The sequence below is a fragment of the Azospirillum sp. Marseille-Q6669 genome, assembly GCF_965111635.1.
In genome coordinates this window covers 1,796,699-1,815,661 of the sequence record NZ_CBCOOP010000001.1, presented here as the reverse complement: position 1 = coordinate 1,815,661, position 18,963 = coordinate 1,796,699, and the positions used below count along the sequence as shown (strand labels likewise).

The following is an 18,963-nucleotide window of genomic DNA, read 5'->3' as shown; positions in this document are numbered from 1 at the left end:
AGAAAGGACCCGCCCGTGACCCTCACCGGCATGATGCTGATCGGCGCCGAGAGCCACCGCGGCCGCAACGGCGAGATCCACGCCATCGACCCGTCCACCGGGGCGACGCTGGAGCCCGCCTTCGGCGGCGGCGGGACGGCGGAGGTGGACCGCGCCTGCCAGCTCGCCTGGGACGCCTTCGACCGCTTCCGCGAAACCGCGCCGGAGGACCGCGCCGTCTTCCTTGAGGCGGTCGCCCGCAACATCCTCGACCTGGGCGACGCTCTCATCGTTCGCGCCATGGCCGAAAGCGGCCTGCCGCGCGCCCGGCTGGAGGGGGAGCGGGGCCGGACCGTCGGCCAGCTCCGCCTCTTCGCCGCGGTGGTGCGGGAGGGCAGCTGGATCGGCGCCCGCATCGACCCGTCCCAGCCGGAGCGCGCCCCCCTGCCCCGCCCCGACCTGCGCCAGCGCCGCATCCCGCTCGGCCCCGTGGCGGTGTTCGGCGCCAGCAACTTCCCGCTGGCCTTCTCGGTGGCCGGGGGCGACACCGCCTCGGCCTTCGCCGCCGGCTGCCCGGTGGTGGTCAAGGCCCACTCCGCCCATCCCGGCACGTCGGAGCTGGTCGGCCGCGCCGTCCAGGCCGCCGTCGCCGAATGCGGGCTGCCGGAGGGCGTCTTCTCGCTGATCTTCGGCGCCGGTTCGTCGGTGGGCACGGCGCTGGTCGCCGACCCGCGCATCAAGGCGGTCGGCTTCACCGGGTCGCGCCGCGGCGGCGTGGCGCTGATGGAGGTGGCGGCCAAGCGTCCGGAGCCGATCCCCGTCTACGCGGAGATGAGCAGCATCAACCCGGTCTTCCTGCTGCCGGCGGCGCTCGCAGCACGGGCGGAGGCTCTGGGCCAGGGCTTCGTCGCCTCGCTGACCATGGGCGCCGGGCAGTTCTGCACCAACCCCGGCATTCTGCTGGCGGTGGACGGGCCGGACCTCGACCGCTTCGTGACATCCGCCGTGGAAGCTCTGGGCGGCAGCGCGGCGCCGACCATGCTGACCCCGGGCATCCACGCCGCCTTCGACGCCGGGGTGGCGGCCCTGGCCGGCAACGCCCGCGTGGCGACGCTGGCCCGCGGGCTGGACGGCGACGGCCCCAACCGGTGCCGGGCGGCGCTGTTCGCCACGACCGCCGAGGCCTTCCTCGACGACCCGGCCCTGCGGGAGGAAGTGTTCGGCGCCGCCTCCCTGCTCATCCGCTGCCCGGATCTGGACAGCTTGCGCGCCGTGGCGGAGCGGCTGGAGGGCCAGCTCACCGCGACGCTTCAGATGGACGCGGCGGACACCGAATCCGCCGCGGTCCTGCTGCCGACGCTGGAGCGCAAGGCCGGCCGCATCCTGGCGAACGGCTGGCCGACGGGCGTCGAGGTCTGCCACGCCATGGTGCATGGCGGCCCCTTCCCGGCCACGTCGGACGGCCGCACGACCTCGGTCGGCACGGCGGCCGTCGAGCGGTTCCTGCGGCCCGTCTGCTACCAGGACATCCCGGCCGACCTGTTGCCGGAGGCCCTGCGCGACGGCAACCCGCTGGGGCTGTGGCGCCGGGTCGACGGAGCGTTGGGCCGGCACTGAACCCCGACCACCGGCCCGCATACTCTGGTATGGTTCCCGGATTGCGGGCCAAACCAACCAAAAAAGACAGCAAACGAACAAATTCAGAGGAGGACGCAGCATGAAGCCGTTTCTGAGCGCAATCACGGGCATCACCCCGATCCTGGCCGGCGGGCTCGCCGCCGCCCTGGCGCTGGGCACCGCGTCGGTCGCCCTGGCCCAATCGTCGGGCAAGACGGTGGTGACCTTCGCTGCGTCCCACTTCGCCGAGGTCGGCCGCGGCGACCGGCTGAAGGCCTGGGTGGAGAAGTTCAACCAGTCCCAGCCCGACATCGAGGTGAAGCCGGTCACCATCCCCTTCTCCTCCTTCGCCACCACCATCTTCACGCAGATGGGCGGCAACGGCGGCCCCGACGTGATCCGCTTCGACCTGCCGGAATTTTACGCCGCGGTGGCCGCCAAGTCGGTCCTGCCGATCGACGACATCGTGAAGGACGGTGCCCACAACTTCACCGCCGCCGACCAGTACATGAAGGTCGAGGGCAAGCGCTACGGCTTCGCCTTCGACACCGCCAACTACGCGATGGTCTACAACGCCGCGCTGCTGCCCAACGGCACGCCGCCCAAGACCTTCGAGGAGTTCGTGAAGCTCGGCAAGGAGGCGACGAAGGACGGCAACTACGGCTTTGCCTTCCGCGCCACGATGGCCGAGCGCGGCGGCGTCTGGTACGACCTGACCAACTTCGTCTACGGCTTCGGCGGGCGCTGGTCCAAGCCGGACGGCACGCCGACCTTCAACAGCCCGGAGGTCGTGGCGGGTGTCGCCGCCTACAAGACCGTCTATGACGCCGGCATGATCCCCAAGGGCACCGACGCCGCCACCTACCGGCGGATGTTCTGGGAAGGCAAGGTCGCCATGGAGATCGACAACGGCGGCGTCGCCACCATCCTGACCTCGCAGGGCAAGGCGCACCCCATCGCCGCCGCCCCGTCGCCCTTCCCGCACAAGGAGCAGGGCATGATCCTGGCTCCGGTGACCATTAACGCCAACACCAAGGTGAAGGACGCCGCCGGCACGTTCCTGCAATGGGCGCTCCAGCCCCAGCAGCAGCAGGAACTCCAGACCCTGCTCGGCGCCGCCAACGTCGCGACGACGGTGGAGCGCACGCCGGAGGAGCTTCAGGCCATGCCCTGGCTGAAGGTCTACGACGCGCAGACCCCGAACAGCGTGCCGGCCCTGCCGCAGGGGCTTGAGACCAAGGCGCCGGAGATCCAGCAGATCATCGTCCAGCAGCTCCTCAAGGTGCTCCAGGGCGGCGTCGCCCCGCAGACCGCCATGGACGAGGCGCAACGCCTGATCACCGCCCGCGTGCTCGCCCAGAAGTAACGCCCGCACAACTCCAGGGCGATTGCCTTCGTCCATCCTTAGCCCTCTCCCCTCTGGGGAGAGGGTGGCCCGAAGGGCCGGTGAGGGGGTTGTGCATGACCGTACGTCCGGCAAAAGCGCAACCCCCTCACCCTAACCCTCTCCCCAGAGGGGAGAGGGGATAACGAATGCGATCGTCTTGGTCCCAACTCCGGATACCGCATCATGATGAGCAGGACCGTGAGCCAGCCCAGGGCCGCCGCGCGGCGCGCGCCGATCGACCATGGCCGCTGGGTTCCCGCACTCTTCGTCGCCCCGGTGGCGCTCTATCTCCTGGTCTTCCAGGGTTACCCGCTGGTGCAGGAATTCCTGCTCAGCGTCACCTCCACCTCGCTGCTCTCGCCCGGCCAGCAGACCTACGTCGGGCTGGACAACTACCGCGAGCTCGTCTTCGACCCGGAGTTCCATCAGGTCCTGCGCGTCACCGCGGTCTACACGCTGGTCTGCGTGGTCGCCTCCATCGGGCTCGGCCTGCTGGCGGCGCTGCTGCTCGACGGCACCTTCCGGGGGCGCGGCATCGCCCGCGCGCTGGTCACCATTCCCTGGGCCGCTCCGCCGGTCGCCGCAGCGCTGATCTTCGTGTGGATGTTCAACGCGCAGTACGGCCTGTTCAGCCACCTCGCCCAATTCCTGGGCCTCGCCGAGGGCGGGGTGAACTGGCTGGACGAGCCGTCCTTCGCCCTGCCGGCCATCCTCATCACCACGATCTGGCAGATCTTCCCCTTCTCCTCCGTGGTCATCCTGGCCGCCCTCCAGGGCGTGCCGTCGGAGCTGCGCGAGGCGGCGGTGATCGACGGGGCCGACCGGCTCAGCATCTTCCGCGCCGTCACCTGGCCGACCATCCGCCCGTCGGTGGCGCTCCTCACTCTGCTCATCACGGTGTGGTCGCTGCGCCGCTTCGACGTGATCTGGCTGATGACCCAGGGCGGCCCGCTGGGCGAGACCAACACGCTGGTCATCGACCTCTACCGCCGCGCCTTCGTCTATCTCGACCTCGGCCGGGCGGCGGCGGTCGGCATCATCGGGCTGGTCGTCGCGATCCTGGTGACGCTGGTCTATTTCTGGCTGTCGACGCGGGCGGAAAAGGCCGCCGGGAAACGGTGATCCCCATGAAGCACAATTCCACGGCCCGCACGCTCGCCGTCCTGGTCCTCCTCGGGGTGGCGGCCTTCCCGCTCTACTGGATGCTGGTGACCTCGCTCACCCCGTCGGAGCGGCTGTTCGACGACACGCCGAACCTGCTGCCGACGCTGTCGCAGATCGGCACCTACGCCGCCGCCTTCACCGAGACCTCGCTGCGCCAATGGCTGGTCAACAGCCTGATCGTCGCGGTCGGCACGACGGTGCTGAGCATCCTGCTGTCGGTGCTGCCGGCCTACGCGCTGTCGCGGCTGACCTTCAACGGCAAGCTGCTGCTCGGCTTCGCGCTGTTCATGACGCAGATGCTGCCGGAAGCGATGCTGGTGGTGCCGCTCTACGACATCTTCACCAAGCTGTCGCTGCTCAACACGCTGCTCGGCCTGATCCTGGCCAACACGGCCTTCACGGTGCCGGTGGTGACCTGGATTCTGAAAGGCGCCATCGACGGCGTGCCCTCGGAGATCGAGGAGGCCGCAAGGGTCGACGGCTGCTCCCGCCTCGGCATCGTGCTGGCGGTGGTGGTTCCGCTGATCGCGCCAACGCTGGCGGCGGCGGCGGTGATCGCCTTCTTCCACGGCTGGAACGAGTATGTCTTCGCCCAGACCTTCATCAGCGACGACGCCCTGCGCACCGCCTCGGTCGGCCTCGCCAGCTTCGTGGGCGAGTTGAGCACGCCGGTGCACACGGTCATGGCGGTCGGCTTCATCTACACGCTGCCGGCGGTCGTCTTCTACCTGTTCGTCCAACGCTACGTGGTCGCCGGCATGACGACCGGCGGCGTCAAGGGCTGACCGTGGGCCGATCCCGCCCCCCTTGCACCGACACGCCCGAGAGATAAAAGGGAAAAGCCCATGGCTATCAAACTGCAGAACGTCACGAAGTCCTTCGGTTCGCTGACCGTGATCGACAACGTGAGCCTGGAGGCCGGCGACGACGAATTCCTGGTGCTGCTCGGCCCGTCGGGCTGCGGCAAGTCCACCATCCTGCGCATGATCGCGGGGCTTGAGACGGTGAGCAGTGGCGAGATCCATCTCGGCGGCAAGCGGGTGGACGAGCTGCCGCCCAGCGACCGCGACATGGCCTTCGTCTTCCAGTCCTACGCGCTCTACCCGCACATGACGGTGCGCCGGAACATCGCCTTCCCGCTGATCATGCGGCAGTTCCGCTGGTGGTTCCACATCCCCTTCATCGGCGACTATTTCAAGCGCCGCATCGAGAACTCGCCGGAGGTGCGCGACCTCGTGGAGCGCACCGCCGACACGCTGGCCCTGACCAAGGTGCTGGACCGCCACCCGCGCACCCTGTCGGGCGGCCAGCGCCAGCGCGTGGCGCTCGGCCGCGCCATGGTGCGCGAGCCGTCGGCCTTCCTGATGGACGAGCCGCTGTCGAACCTCGACGCCAAGCTGCGCACCGCCATGCGGGCGGAGATCACCCAGCTCCACCAGCGGGTCGGCGGCAACTTCGTCTACGTCACCCACGACCAGATCGAGGCGATGACCATGGGCACCCGCATCGCGCTGATGCGCGACGGGCACCTCCAGCAGTATGGCACCCCGCGCGAGATCTACGAGAAGCCGGCCAACACCTACGTCGCCCGCTTCATCGGCACGCCGCCGATGAACCTGATCGACGCCGAGGTCGAGGGCATGACCGTGCGCATCGGCGCCAGTGTCCTGCCGCTGCCCGACAAGGCCGAGCGGCCGGGCGGCAGCAGCCGCATGAAGGTCTGGCTGGGCCTGCGCCCCGGCGCGCTCGCCGTCGTGCCGCCGGGTCAGGGCAAGAGCCTGCCGGGCACCGTCACCCTGGTCGAGCATGTGGGGGCGGAATCGCTGATTTCGGTGAAGCTGTCCGGAGTCCACACCGCCCACGACGACGACGGCGGCCTGACCGACGAAGTGATGGTGTCCGTCCCCGGCTACAGCGAGCTGCGCGTCGGCGAGGCGGTCGGCATCGACTGCCTGCTGAAGGACTTCTCCCTGTTCGAGAAGGACAGCGGAGTCCGCGTCGGCGGGCGGGCCGCGGAGGACTTCCTGGCCGGGGGACGCGTCGGCACCATCCGGACGGCGTCCTGACACGATCCGTACCGACGGCGCCGCCTCTGCATCCCCAGGTGGATCGACAGAGGCGGCGCTGTTCCTGAACACCACTTTTCAGAAAGGCACTTTCGCCTCTTTCACAACCGATGTCTCAAATGTATCAATAATCGACAATTTGCTTCTGCATGAGCCAAAATTCATGCAGTAACCATCCCCGCCCTGCGGGGATTTCGTTGTTGTATGACCACCGATCCAAGCAAAATTAACTTCCGATCGGCCAAAAGACCGGCAGCGTTCAGAATTTCTTTAACAAATCACTTTGTTATTGGCCTTCCCGATACGCGACCGCCGCGATGGCGAGAGGGCCACTATGCCGGACACCCTGGACGCCACCGCCCCGCTCCTGACCATCCCCGATGCCCTGGCGTCCGAAGCGGCGGCGGTACTGCTGGGCGGCGATCCCGGCGCGCTGAAGGCCGTGCAGGAGAAGCTGGCGGCGGCGCTGACCGGACAGGGCTTGCCAGAAGGTGCCGCGGGCAGCGTGGCTGACGGCTGGATGCGCGACGTCGCGGCGGGGGTCGGCGCCAGCGCCACGCCCGACGACGCCATTGCGCAAGCGAGCCGGATCGCCGCCGGCACGGCGGCGCGCATGGCGGAAGCCGCCCAGGAAACCGCGGCGCTGACCGGGGAGCAACGCCTGGCCGTCGCCCTGGCCCAGGGACAAGGAATCGGGTCGGGCGGCGCGAACGATCCCAAGACGGCGTCCGACCTGTCCGCGGCGCTGTTCAGCGGGGTGATGGACCCGGCGGCCCGCCCCGCGGGCGCCGCCGACCCGATCGCCGCCCTGTCGCAGGCTCTGACCGCTTCCCCCACCGCCCCGGCGATGCTGGACGCCGTTCCCGTTTCGCCGTCCGACAAGCTCGCCGCGGCGCTCGCCTCCGGCGTGGGGGTGCAGGATGCGGTGACGGCGCTCGGCCCCGCTCCGGGCGGTCACTTCGCCGAAGCGCTGGAACATGCCCTGTCCAGCGGCGCCGACGCCGCCGGTGCCATTGCCGAGGCCCAAGCGTTGAACGCCGCCGGCACGGTTCAGACCAATTCCGTCGCGGTCGAACAGACCGACGGCGCGCGCCTGCTCGGCGCCCTCGCTGCCGGAAAGACGGATGGCGCAAGCGGCGCGCTGGCTGGCAACCCCGCCTTCACCAGCGTCCTGAACGACGCGCTGGCGCAGGGCGCGCAACCCGACGCGGCGCTCGGCGCCTCGACCCGGGCGCAGACGGACATGGCGGCCCGGCAGGAGGCCGCCGCCGTTCCGGCGAAGCCGGCGGACGCGCTGGTCGCCTCGCTGTCGTCCGGCCAGAATGTGGCGGCCACCGTCAAGACCTTCGCCGCCGCCGCCGGGCTCGACGGCGCGGCGGCCGGCGGCTTCGGCGAGGCGCTGGGGCGGGCCCTGTCCAGCGGTCAGGAAATGTCCGGCGCGCTGGGATCGGCGCAGCAGACCGTGTCCACCGCTCTGGCCCTGTCCGCCGAAACCGCGAAGGGCGTCAAGAGCGACGGCCTGATCGCGGCGCTCGCCAGCGGGCAGAACGTCCAGCAGGCGGTGCAGGCGCTGGGCGGGTCCGGCGCCGCCTTCAACGCCGCGCTCGGGCAGGCACTGGCGGACGGGCGTGCCCCCGGATCGGCGCTCGCTGCCGCCCGCCAAGCGGCGGAGACGGTGCAGCAGAACGCCCAGGGCAGCGAAGTTCCTGTTTCCCCCGAGAACAAGGCGTTGGCCGATCTCGCCAACCCGCCGCCCGCGGGAGAGGCGGCCAAGGACGGCGCCAAAGGAGACGGCGACAAGGGCGGCGGGGAGAAATCCGCCGAGCAGGTCGCCGAAGCCCCGGCCGAGGGCAAGGAGGCCGGCAAGGAAGAGGGCGGCGAGAAGGACAGCGCCAAAGAGGAAGGCGCCAAGGAGGACGGGGCCAAGGAGGACGCGAAGGGCGAAGCCGCCGATAAGACCGCCGGCGCGTCCTCGGCGGAGGGCGAGGCGTCTCCGGCCGCGGCTAGATCCAGCATGGGAAGCGAACCCGCGTTGAAGCCGATCAGCTTCGACGCGGCCGGAACCGCCAAGAGCGCCGACACCGCCGCGCCGAGCATCACCGCCCCCGCGCCCACCACCAGCGCCCCGCCCGCCTCCCCAGCGGTCACCAAGGCGCTGACCAGCGACCCCTTCGCCGTCGCCGCGCAAATCCAGCAGCAGGTGGCCCGCGCCATCGAGGCGGCCGCCGCCACTCTGCCCGCGACGGTGCCGCCGGTGGCGGCCCCCACCCTCTCGGCCGGCTTCGACGCGGCGGCCTTCGCGAAAGCCCTGGCGATCGCCGAGGGCACCGCGGCCCCGGCCGGCTTCGCCGTCTTCCACCTGATCGAGGCGATGTTCCGGCCCGGCGAGGCCGGCAGCCGTGTGATCGGCGTCGCCGTGGTGGCGAACCCGGACTCCCCGTTCGGCGTCTGGCAGTACAGCGTGGACGGCAGCGTGTGGCAGGCGGTGGGCACGGTCGGCGACGGGGCGGCCCTCGTGCTTCCGGACAGCGCCCTTCTGCGCTTCCTGCCGGCCGCCAACTGGAACGGCACCGCACCGTCGCTCGGGCTGCGGGCGGTGAACAGCGAATGGGCCGAGGGCTTCAGCGGCGCCGGGCACCGGCTGTTCACGCTGACCGGCGTCGGCGGCACCACCCCGCTGTCGGGGGACGTCGCCCTGCTTGCGCTGGAGGTGACCCCGGTGAACGGCGCCCCGGTGGCGACCGGCGCACAAGCGGTCCTGGCCCCCATCATCGAAGACAGCGCCGACCCGGCGGGCGCCGGCGTCGCGTCGCTGTTCGGCGGACTGTTCTCCGACCCCACCGACGCGGTGTTCGGCTCCACCGGCAACGGCTTCGCCGGGGTGGCGGTGGTCGGCAACGCGGCGACCGCCGCCCAGGGGCAATGGCAGTATTGGACCGGCACCGCCTGGGCCGCCGTGGGAACGGTGTCGGACGGCAACGCCCTGCTGCTGGCCGCCGACGCCGAGCTGCGCTTCGTTCCCGCCGCCGACTGGAACGGCGTGCCGCCGAGCCTGACGGTTCGCCTGATCGACGATTCGCAAGGGCCGGTCACCAGCGGCGAGCGGGCGGATGTGACGGGTGCCGGCGGCGACAGCCGCTACAGCGCCGGGACCATCGCGCTTGATACAGCGGTCAGCGCGGTCAACGATGCTCCCGTGGCGACGGGCACGGCGGCCACCCTGCCGACCATCGCGGAGGACACCGCCAACCCGGCGGGCGCCACCATCTCCGCCTTGTTCGGTCACCTGTTCTCCGACGCCGCCGACGCGGTGAGCGGCGGATCGGCGGCCAATGGCTTCGCTGGTGTGGTGGTGGTCGGCAACGCCGCCACCGTGGCGCAAGGAACGTGGCAGTATTGGACGGGCACCGCCTGGGCCGACATCGTCGCGGCGAGCGACGCCAACGGGCTTTTGCTGGCCGCCGACACGGCACTGCGCTTCGTTCCCGCCACCAACTGGAATGGCACCACTCCGGCTCTGACGGTCCGGCTGGTCGAGGATGGTGGCGCGCCACTGGTCACCGGAAACCGCGTCGACCTGACCGGTGGGGTCGGCGGCAGCACGGCCTACAGCGCCGGCATCATCGCCCTGACCGGAACCGTCACCCCGGTCAACGACGCGCCGATCGCCACCGGAACAGCCGCGCTCCTGCCGGCCATTGCGGAGGACGCTGCCAACCCGTCCGGCGCCACGGTCACCAGCCTGTTCGTCCACCTGTTCTCCGACCCGGCGGACGCTGTGGCGGGCGGCTCCGCCGCGGACAGCTTCGCCGGCATCGCCATCGTCGGCAACGCGGCGACCGCGCAGGGCGTCTGGCAGTATTGGACCGGCACGGCCTGGACCGCCGTGGGGGCGGTGTCGGATGGCAACGCCCTGCTGCTGTCCGCCGATGCCAAGCTGCGCTTCGTTCCCGCCGCCGATTGGAACGGCGTTCCGCCGAGCCTGACGGTTCGCCTGATCGACGATTCGCAAGGGGCCGTAACCAGCGGCGAGCGGGCGGATGTGACGGGTGCCGGCGGCGACAGCCGCTACAGCCTCGGCACCGTCGCCCTGACCACCGCGGTCAGCGCGATCAACGATGCCCCCGTGGCGACGGGCACGGCGGCCAGCCTGCCGACCATCGCGGAGGACACCGCCAACCCGGCGGGAGCCACCATCTCCGCCTTGTTCGGTCACCTGTTCTCCGACGCCGCCGACGCGGTGAGCGGCGGATCGGCGGCCAATGGCTTCGCTGGCGTGGTGGTGGTCGGCAACGCCGCCACGGTGGCGCAAGGAACGTGGCAGTATTGGACTGGCACCGCCTGGGCCGGCATCGGCACGGCGAGCGACGCCAACGGGCTTTTGCTGGCCGCCGACACGGCGCTGCGCTTCGTTCCCGCCGCCAACTGGAACGGCACCACGCCCGCCCTGACCGTCCGGTTGGTCGAGGACGGCGGCGCGCCGCTGATCACCGGCAACCGCGTCGACCTGACCGGTGGCGTCGGCGGCAGCACCATCTACAGCGCGGGAACCATCGCGCTGACCGGAACCGTCATCCCGGTCAACGACGCGCCGGTCGTCACCGGAGCGACTGCTACCCTACCAGCGATCGCGGAAGACACCGCCAACCCGTCCGGCGCCACGGTCTCCAGCCTGTTCGCCCACCTGTTCTCCGACGCGGCGGACACCGTGAGCGGCGGGTCAGCCGCCAACGGTTTCGCTGGGATCGCCATCGTCGGCAACGCGGCGACCACGCAAGGCGTGTGGCAATATTGGACCGGCACGGGCTGGGCCGCCGTGGGGGCGGCCTCGGACGGCAACGCCCTGCTGCTGGCCGCCAACACGGCGTTGCGCTTCGTTCCCGCCGCCAATTGGAACGGCACCACCCCGGCCCTGACCGTCCGGCTGATCGACGACTCCCAAGGGGTCGTAACCAGCGGCGGGCGGGTCGCCCTGGCGAGCGTGGGTGGTGACAGCCGCTACAGCGCCGGCACCGTCGCCCTGACCACCGCGGTCACCCCCGTCAATGATGCCCCCGTGGCGACCGGCACGGCGGCAACGCTGCCGACCATCGCGGAGGACACCGCCAACCCGGCGGGCACCACCGTCTCCAGCCTGTTCGGCCACCTGTTCTCCGACGCCGCCGACGCGGTCAGCGGCGGATCGGCGGCCGACACACTGGCCGGCGTGGTGGTGGTCGGCAACGCCGCCACCGTGGCGCAAGGGGCGTGGCAGTACTGGACCGGGGCGGCCTGGGCCGACATCGGCGCGGTCAGCGGCGGCAACGGCCTGCTGCTGGCCGCCAACACGGCGCTGCGCTTCGTTCCCGCCGCCAATTGGAACGGCACCACCCCGGCTTTGACCGTCCGGCTGGTCGACACGTCGCAAGGCCCGATCGCCAGCGGCGCGCGGGTCGACGCGACGAGCGTCGGCGGCAGCACCGCCTACAGCGCCGGCACCATCGCGCTGACCGGAACCGTCATCCCGGTCAACGACGCCCCGGTGGCGACGGGCACGACGGCGACCCTGCCGACCATTGCCGAGGACACCGTCAATCCGACGGGCACCAGCGTCTCCGCCCTGTTCGGTCCTCTGTTCTCCGACCCGGCGGACGCGGTGGCGGGCGGCTCCTCCGCCAACGGCTTCGCCGGCGTCGCCATCGTCGGCAACGCGGCGTCCGCCGGCCAGGGCGTCTGGCAATACTGGTCCGGTTCCGCCTGGATCACCGTGGGCGCGGTGGCGGAGGGGGCGGCGCTGGTCATCGCCGCCAACGCGATGCTGCGCTTCCTTCCCGCCGCCGACTGGAACGGCACCACGCCCGCCCTGACCGTCCGGCTGATCGAGGACGGCGGCGCCCCCGTCGTCACCGGCGGCCGCGTCGACCTGACGGCCGGCGTCGGCGGCAGCACCGTCTACAGCGCCGACACCATCGCCCTGGCCGGAACCGTCACCCCCGTCAACGACGCGCCGCAGATCACCGCCGGCACGACGGCGCTGGCGACGATGAAGGGCGTGGCGGTGGCGGTCACCGGTCTGTCGGTGTCCGACGTCGACGCCGGCGCGCTGCCGATGCTGGTCACGCTGACCGCCGGCCACGGCACGCTGACCCTGGCCGACGCCGGGTGGGACGCCGTCATCACCGGCAACGGAACGGACAGCGTCACCATCCGCGCGACGCTCGCCACCATCAACGGGCTGCTCGGCGCCGCCAACGGGCTCCTCTACACGGCCGGCTCCTACACCGGGGCCGACGCCATCCGGATCGTCGTGAACGATCTCGGCAACGGCGGGGCCGGCGGACCGCTGACCGCGACCGCCACCATCGGAGTCACCGTGGCGCCGCCGAACGCCTCCCCCGTCCTGATCGACACCAACCTCGACGTGGCCGTGGCGGCGGAGGCCCTGGCCGCCCCCACAGCGGGCACGGTCGGCTTCGCGGTGTCCAAGCTGGTCGGGCTGAACGGCAGCGGCCCCGCCAACGTCACCGACACGGACGCCGGGGCTGTCGTCGGCATCGCCCTGACCGGCACCAACGAGAGCTATGGCCGCTGGTGGTTCTCCACCGACAACGGCGCGACCTGGAGCCTCGTCGGCGCGGTCAACGACAGCGATTCCGCCCTTCTGCTGCGCGCCACCGACCGGCTCTACTTCCAGCCCAACGCCGCGGTGCCGGCCACCGTCAACGGCGCCCTGACCATCCGCGCCTGGGACCAGACCACCGGCAGCGCCGGCTCCAAGACCGCCGTCACCCTCGGCGACGGCAGCGCCTTCTCCGCCGCGACGGACACCGTCACCCTGCATCCCGGCGTGCTGATCCCCAACGGCACCTTCGACAAGGGGCTGACCGGCTGGAGCTACACCGCCGGCGCCACGGTGGGCGCCACCGGCGACGGGCATGAGGGCACCCTGACCTCCGCGGGCGGCCGGACGCCGACGCAGCTTGAGGACTTCCTTGGCCTTGCCCACGGCTCCATCGCCACGGCGACCGGGACCATTCCATCCTTCGGCAACGCGATGAAGCTGGCCACCACCGTCACGGTGACGAAGGACACGACGCTGACCTTCGACTGGACCTTCATCTTCTCCGACCCCGGCTATCACGACTTCGCCTTCGTCAGCGTCAACGGCGTGGTGACGCTGCTCGCCAAGGACGCGAGCGCCAGCGGGAAATTCAGCGTGGTGATCGCGGCCAACAGCACCCTGTCGCTGGGCTTCGGCACCTCCGACACCAGCGACAACAGCGTCAACCCGATCCTGCGCGTCGACAACATCAAGCTGACCACCGTCGCCAGCGACCCCATCGTGCTGGACATGGCCGGCGACGGGCTGGCCCTGCGGGCGCTGACCGACGGCGTCCTGTTCGACGTCAGCGGCGACGGCGTGGCCGATCGGACCGGCTGGGTCGGCAAGGGCAACGCCCTTCTGGTGCGCGACGACAACCAAAACGGGCAGATCGACGACGGGCGCGAGCTGGTGTCGGAGCATTTCGGAAAAGGCTTCAACAGCAGCCTGGAGGCGCTCGCCTCGCTCGACACCAACCACGACGGGCGGTTGGACGCCGCGGACGAGAGCTTCGCCACGCTCCAGGTCTGGCAGGACGCCGACGGCGACGGGGTGAGCCAGCCGGGCGAGCTGCGCACACTGGCCGAGGCCGGGATCCTCTCCATTGCCACCACGGCCACCCCGACCGACACGACGCTGGCCGGCAACCACATCCTCGGCACCACCAGCATGACCATGGCCGACGGCAGCAGCCGTCTGGTGGCCGGCGTCACCTTCGACGCGCAGGCCACCGTCGCGGCGCAGCTGCACAGCCAACCGATGGCCGCGCCGCCGTCTCCGTCGTCTCAGACCGATCACGGGCGCTTCGACTACGCGGCGCTTCTCTCCTCAGGCCTGGGCCTGCCGGACACCGCTCCGGTTGTGCAAAACAGCCTCGATGCGCACTCTGGAGACTGGGCGATGGCGCTTCACACCGCAGACACACACCATGCCACAACCCATGCATCGACGATTGTGCCAGTCGCAGAAAATTCATGAGCGACTGACAGAATTCGACGCATTTTTAGGTATTTGGATACTGTTTTGTCCTAAATGAGTATGAGAGTTCTCGACTAAGATCATCATCGCTGTAGGCCGAAGAGCCTAGACATGCGGCGATCTCCAGGACCCTCATGCACAAGTTTTGTCTTATCGCCACGGTTGCGCTTCCGCTCCTGACCGGAGCTCCACAACCTTTGGTTGCGGCTCCGCGCGACGAAGTGGTGGCGCTGATCGGCAAGGCGACGGAGACCCACGACCGCCTGCGCGGGGCGGAGGCCGCCGCCGACGGGGCCCGCAACGCCCTGCGGGTCAGTCATGGCGGCTGGTTCCCGACGCTCAGCCTGTCGGCCAACGGCGGGCGCGAGAGCACGACCAAGCCGGCCGGCCTGCCCAACACCGACATGAACGCCTCGCAGTTTTCGGCGCGGGCGACGCAGCTGATCTGGGACTTCGACGCGACCAACGCCGACATCCGGCGCGCCCAGGTGACGCTGGTCCGGGCCGACATCGCGGTGGAGCGCACCCGGCAGGAGCTGCTGGTGGAGGGCCTCACCGCCTACGCCAGCCTCGTCCGCGCCCACCAGCTCCTCGCCTTCGCGCGCCAGTCCGAGGACAACATCCGTCGCCAGACCGGGCTGGAGGAGGTGCGGCTTCAGGAGGGCTTCGGCTTCTCCACCGACGTCCTCCAGGCCAAGAGCCAGCTGGCCGGCGCCCAGGCGCGCCGCGTCGCGGCGGAGGAGGCAACGCAGAACGCGCAGAGCCGCTTCCAGGCCTTCTTCGGCCATGTTCCCTTCCAGGTCAGCAATGCCCAGGTCCTGGCGATGACCCGCGCCAGCCTGCCCGTCTCGATGGACGCGGCGGTGGAGGAGGCGCGCCGTCACAACCCGCGCCTTCAGGAATTGGCCCTGACCACCGCGGCGGCGCAGGAGGCGGTGACCTCGGTGCGCGGCCGCACGCTCTACCCGCGGATCGACGGTTTCGTGGAACACAACATCAAGCGCGATATCGCCGGCCAGCCCGGGCGCCAGAACGAGCTGCTGTTCAAGCTCCAAGTCACCTTCTCGCTGAACACCGGCCTGACCGCGCTCAACAGCATCCGGCTGGCCGAGGCCGACCTGCGCGCCGCCGACGCCACCTGGGCCGACCAGGAGCGCACGGTGCTTGAGACCGTCCGCAACAGTTGGAACCGGCTGGAAAGCGCCCGCGCCCAGGTGCAGCTTCTGAACGATCAGGCGAGCCTCGCCGCCGGCTTCCTCGACGTCGCGCGGTCGGAACGCGAGTTGGGCACCCGGTCGCTGATCGACATCCTGTCGGGCGAGACGACGCTGATCAACGCGCGCAGCGACGCCGCGGCGGCGGAGACGGAACTGGTGCTGGCCGGCTACCGGCTGCTCGCCGCCATGGGCCGGCTGAACGCCACCGACATCCAGACCAAGCCGATGCCGAAGCTGGCCCCGATGGGCCGCGGTGCTTTCCGCGACCTCGGGCGACGCGGGACAGGAGACCAGCGATGAGCGGCGGCGCCCTCGGGCTGCTGGTGCTGCGGCTGCGCGCCAACCTGCGGCTGACCGCCCGCGTCTTCGCGGCATCGCTGGCGGCGAACCTGCTCGGGCTGGCCTCGTCCTTCTACACGATGCTGGTGCTGAACCGGTACGTGACGCACGGCGTCGATTCCACGCTGGCGGCGCTGACCGTCGGCGTCGTGCTGTCCATCGCCTTCGAGCATCTGTTCCGCCATGTCCGGCTGGGCATCGCCGGGCGCATCGGGCGCGCCGAGCACGAGCGTCTGACCACCGGGGCCTTCGGCATTCTGATGACCGCGCGCAGTGGCGCCGGATCGGCGGAGGGCGACGTGGCGCGGCGCGAGGCGCTGCGGGCGCCGGAGCAGATCGACTCCGCGCTCGGCTCCGCCAACCTCGCGACTCTGTTCGACCTGCCCTTTGCGCTCGGCTTCATCCTGGTGGTGGCGCTGATCTCCTGGCCGCTGGCGGCGATCTGCCTCGTCTTCACGCTGCTGGCCATCGCCGCCGGGCTGCTCGCCCAGGCGGACATGCGGGCGGTCGGGCGCGACCTCGCCCAGGCCGGCGCCGACGCCCAGGGGCTGGTCACCACCGCCATCGTCGGGCGTGACGCGGTCGCCCTGTTCGGTGGCGCCAAGCCGCTCCTCGGCGACTGGCAGCGCGCCGCCAAGGCCCTGCGCGTGGTCCGCGAGCGCATGTCGATGCGCCAGGGCCGCGCCCAGTCGGCGGCGCAGAGCCTCCAGGCGCTCCAGGGCGTGGCGGTGATCGCCACCGGCGCCGTTCTGGTGGTGCGCGGCGAGCTGGACGTCGGCTCGCTGATCGGCATCAACCTGCTGGTCGGCCGCGCGCTGGCCCCCTTCACCCGGCTGGCCCAGATCGGAGAGTCCCTGGCGATGGCCCGGCAGGCGCAGGTCCGGCTGGAGCAGTTCGCCCGCACCGCCGTCGAGCCGACCGGCGGCACCAGCCTGCCCCGCTACGCCGGCACGCTGGAGCTGCGCGACCTGACCTTCACCCCGCCGGGCGGCGTCACGCCGCTGCTGCGCCGCCTCAGCCTGTCGGTGCCCGCCGGCAACATCCTGGTGCTGAAGGGCCGCAACGGCTCGGGCAAATCGACGCTGATCCGCCTGATCGCCGGGCTGGCCGACCCGCAGGAGGGTGCGGTGCTGGCCGACGGGGTGGACATCCGCAAATTCGCCCCCTCCTGGTGGCGCCAGCAGATCGGGCTGCTGCCGCAGGAGCCGGTGTTCCTCAACCGGACGATCCGCGAGAACCTGCTGCTCGCCAACCCGCACCTGTCGGAGACGGAGCTTCACGCCGTCCTGCACCGCGCCGGGGCCGACCGTACGGTGGCCGACTGCGCCCAGGGCCTCGACACGCCGCTGCGCAACTTCGGCCACGAGCTGCCGACCGGCCACCGCCGCCGGCTGGCGCTGGCCCGCGCCTTGGCGGTCGGCGGACGGCTGATCCTGCTCGACGAGCCGACCGACGGGCTGGACTCGGAGGGCACCGCCACCGTCTACCGCACGCTGATCGAGCTGGCGCGGAGCGGCCACACGGTGATCATCGCCTCCCACGACCCGCGCATCCTCCAGGGCGCCTCGCTGGTGCTCGACCTCGATCTACCGGCCAATGGAATGTCGACCAGCGCGGCTGTCGTCCGCGAGCCGGCGGGGCTGGTGACGCCATGAAGCCGCTTCCCCTGCTGACCCGCAAGCCCGCCGCCGCCGGACCCGCCGCAACGGCACCGGTCACCCTGGCCGGCGCCGTCACCGCCACCGATGAGACGGAAAGCCGCTTCGGCGACGGCCTGTTCGCGGTCAGCATCGCCGCCTTCCTCGCCGCACTCGGCTGGGCGGCCATCGCCGAGCTGAACGTCTCCAGCAGCGCTCCCGGCGACGTGGTGCCGCTGTCCTACAACCAGTCGGTCCAGCATTTCGAGGGCGGCATCGTCCGCGACATCCTGGTGCAGGAAGGCGATTCGGTCACCGCCGGCCAAGCGCTGGTCGAGCTGGACCAGACCAAGATCCGCGCCGACCTGGAGGAGCTGAAGCTGCGCCTCGGCTCGCTGTCCGCCGACACCGCGCGGCTGGAAGCCGAGGTCGGGCGCCGCGAGGCCATCGCCTTCCCCGAGCGGCTGCTGCGCGAGCGGCCCGATCTGGTGGCGCAGACCCGCGACCTGTTCCGCGCCCGCCGCGACCGGCTGGCCTCCGACCTCGACATCCAGCGCCAGGACATCGCCCAGCGCGAGCAGCAGGCGGCCGCCGTGCGGGCGCGCATCGGCGGTTCCCAGGTGGCGCAGGGGCTGATCCGCGAGCAGCTCTCCATCAGCGAGACCCTGCTGAAGCGCGAGATCACCAACCGCATGAAGCATTTGGAGCTGCTGCGCGACGACGCCCGCGTCAGCAGCGCCATCGCCGAGGACCGCGCCACGCTGGCCCAGGCCGAGGCGGCGCTGGCCGAGGCGCGCAGCAAGCTGGTGTGGATCGGCCGCAAATACGAGGAAGAGAGCCGCAACGCCCTCGACGAGGCCCGCCGCAACCACGACGAGCTGTCGCAGCGTCTGACCCGCTACCAGGACAGCCTGGACCGCAGCAGCCTGCGGGCACCCATGGACGGCATCGTGAAGACGCTGGCCGTCTCCACCAAGGGCGCCGTGGTCAAGGCCGGCGAGACGGTGGTGGAGCTGGTGCCGCGCGACGGCAAGCTGGTGGTGGACGCCCGCCTGCCGGTGCAGGACATCGGCTATGTCCGCCCCGACCAGCCGGTGGTGGTGACGCTGGCCGGCGGCGACGCCTCGCGCTTCGGCCACATCGAGGGGCGGGTGCGGACGATCAGCCCGGACACGCTGCTCGACGCCAACAAGCAGTCCTACTACAAGGTCCGCGTCGAGCTGCCGGTGACCCGTTTCGACTACGGCGGCAAGACCTACGAGCTGTTCCCCGGCGTGCGCGTGACCTGCAGCATCCTGACCGGGCGGCGCACCATCCTCGACTATGTGTTCTCGCCGGTCCTCAACGGCCTCCAGCACGCGATGCAGGAGCAATGAGGATGGCCGGACCGACTGCCTTTCCCCCTCTCCCCTCCGGGGAGAGGGTTGGGGTGAGGGGGTTGCGCTTGTGCCGGACGCACCGCCACGCACAACCCCCTCACCGGCCCTCCGGGCCACCC

At 71.0% G+C, this 18,963-nt stretch carries 9 protein-coding genes; all 9 read left to right on the top strand.

Annotation, left to right across the window (positions count from 1 at the left end; genetic code table 11):
* Window positions 1-15: 15 nt before the first annotated feature.
* The 9 genes from ACWPXE_RS07990 (at window position 16) to ACWPXE_RS07950 (ending at window position 18,841) form a co-directional block, all read left to right on the top strand.
* Window positions 16-1,596: an aldehyde dehydrogenase (NADP(+)) gene (locus ACWPXE_RS07990; protein ID WP_454017382.1), complete on the top strand. Its 1,581-nt coding sequence runs from the start codon at window positions 16-18 to the stop codon at window positions 1,594-1,596.
* Between the two features lie 100 nt (window positions 1,597-1,696).
* Complete coding sequence (locus ACWPXE_RS07985) at window positions 1,697-2,962, top strand: ABC transporter substrate-binding protein (RefSeq protein WP_454017381.1); 1,266 nt, start codon at window positions 1,697-1,699, stop codon at window positions 2,960-2,962.
* Window positions 2,963-3,166: 204 nt separating this feature from the next.
* Complete coding sequence (locus ACWPXE_RS07980; RefSeq protein ID WP_454017380.1) at window positions 3,167-4,105, top strand: carbohydrate ABC transporter permease; 939 nt, start codon at window positions 3,167-3,169, stop codon at window positions 4,103-4,105.
* Window positions 4,106-4,110: 5 nt separating this feature from the next.
* Window positions 4,111-4,932 carry a carbohydrate ABC transporter permease gene (locus tag ACWPXE_RS07975; protein ID WP_035677626.1) on the top strand — a complete coding sequence of 274 codons (822 nt, stop codon included), beginning with the start codon at window positions 4,111-4,113 and terminating at the stop codon, window positions 4,930-4,932.
* Between the two features lie 60 nt (window positions 4,933-4,992).
* Window positions 4,993-6,213 carry an ABC transporter ATP-binding protein gene (locus tag ACWPXE_RS07970; RefSeq protein ID WP_454017379.1) on the top strand — a complete coding sequence of 407 codons (1,221 nt, stop codon included), beginning with the start codon at window positions 4,993-4,995 and terminating at the stop codon, window positions 6,211-6,213.
* A 334-nt stretch (window positions 6,214-6,547) separates the two neighbouring features.
* Complete coding sequence (locus tag ACWPXE_RS07965) at window positions 6,548-14,272, top strand: hypothetical protein (RefSeq protein ID WP_454017378.1); 7,725 nt, start codon at window positions 6,548-6,550, stop codon at window positions 14,270-14,272.
* 197 nt (window positions 14,273-14,469) lie between these two features.
* On the top strand, window positions 14,470-15,789 hold the full coding sequence (locus ACWPXE_RS07960; protein WP_454017377.1) for a TolC family protein: 1,320 nt from the start codon (window positions 14,470-14,472) through the stop codon (window positions 15,787-15,789).
* Entirely contained in the window at window positions 15,786-17,483 is a 1,698-nt protein-coding gene (locus ACWPXE_RS07955) for an ATP-binding cassette domain-containing protein (RefSeq protein WP_454017376.1), read from the top strand. The genes ACWPXE_RS07960 and ACWPXE_RS07955 overlap by 4 nt, the downstream gene beginning before the upstream one ends.
* Window positions 17,480-18,841 (top strand): HlyD family type I secretion periplasmic adaptor subunit, encoded by a 1,362-nt coding sequence (locus ACWPXE_RS07950; protein ID WP_454017375.1) that lies wholly within the window; start codon window positions 17,480-17,482, stop codon window positions 18,839-18,841. The genes ACWPXE_RS07955 and ACWPXE_RS07950 overlap by 4 nt, the downstream gene beginning before the upstream one ends.
* Window positions 18,842-18,963: the final 122 nt, after the last annotated feature.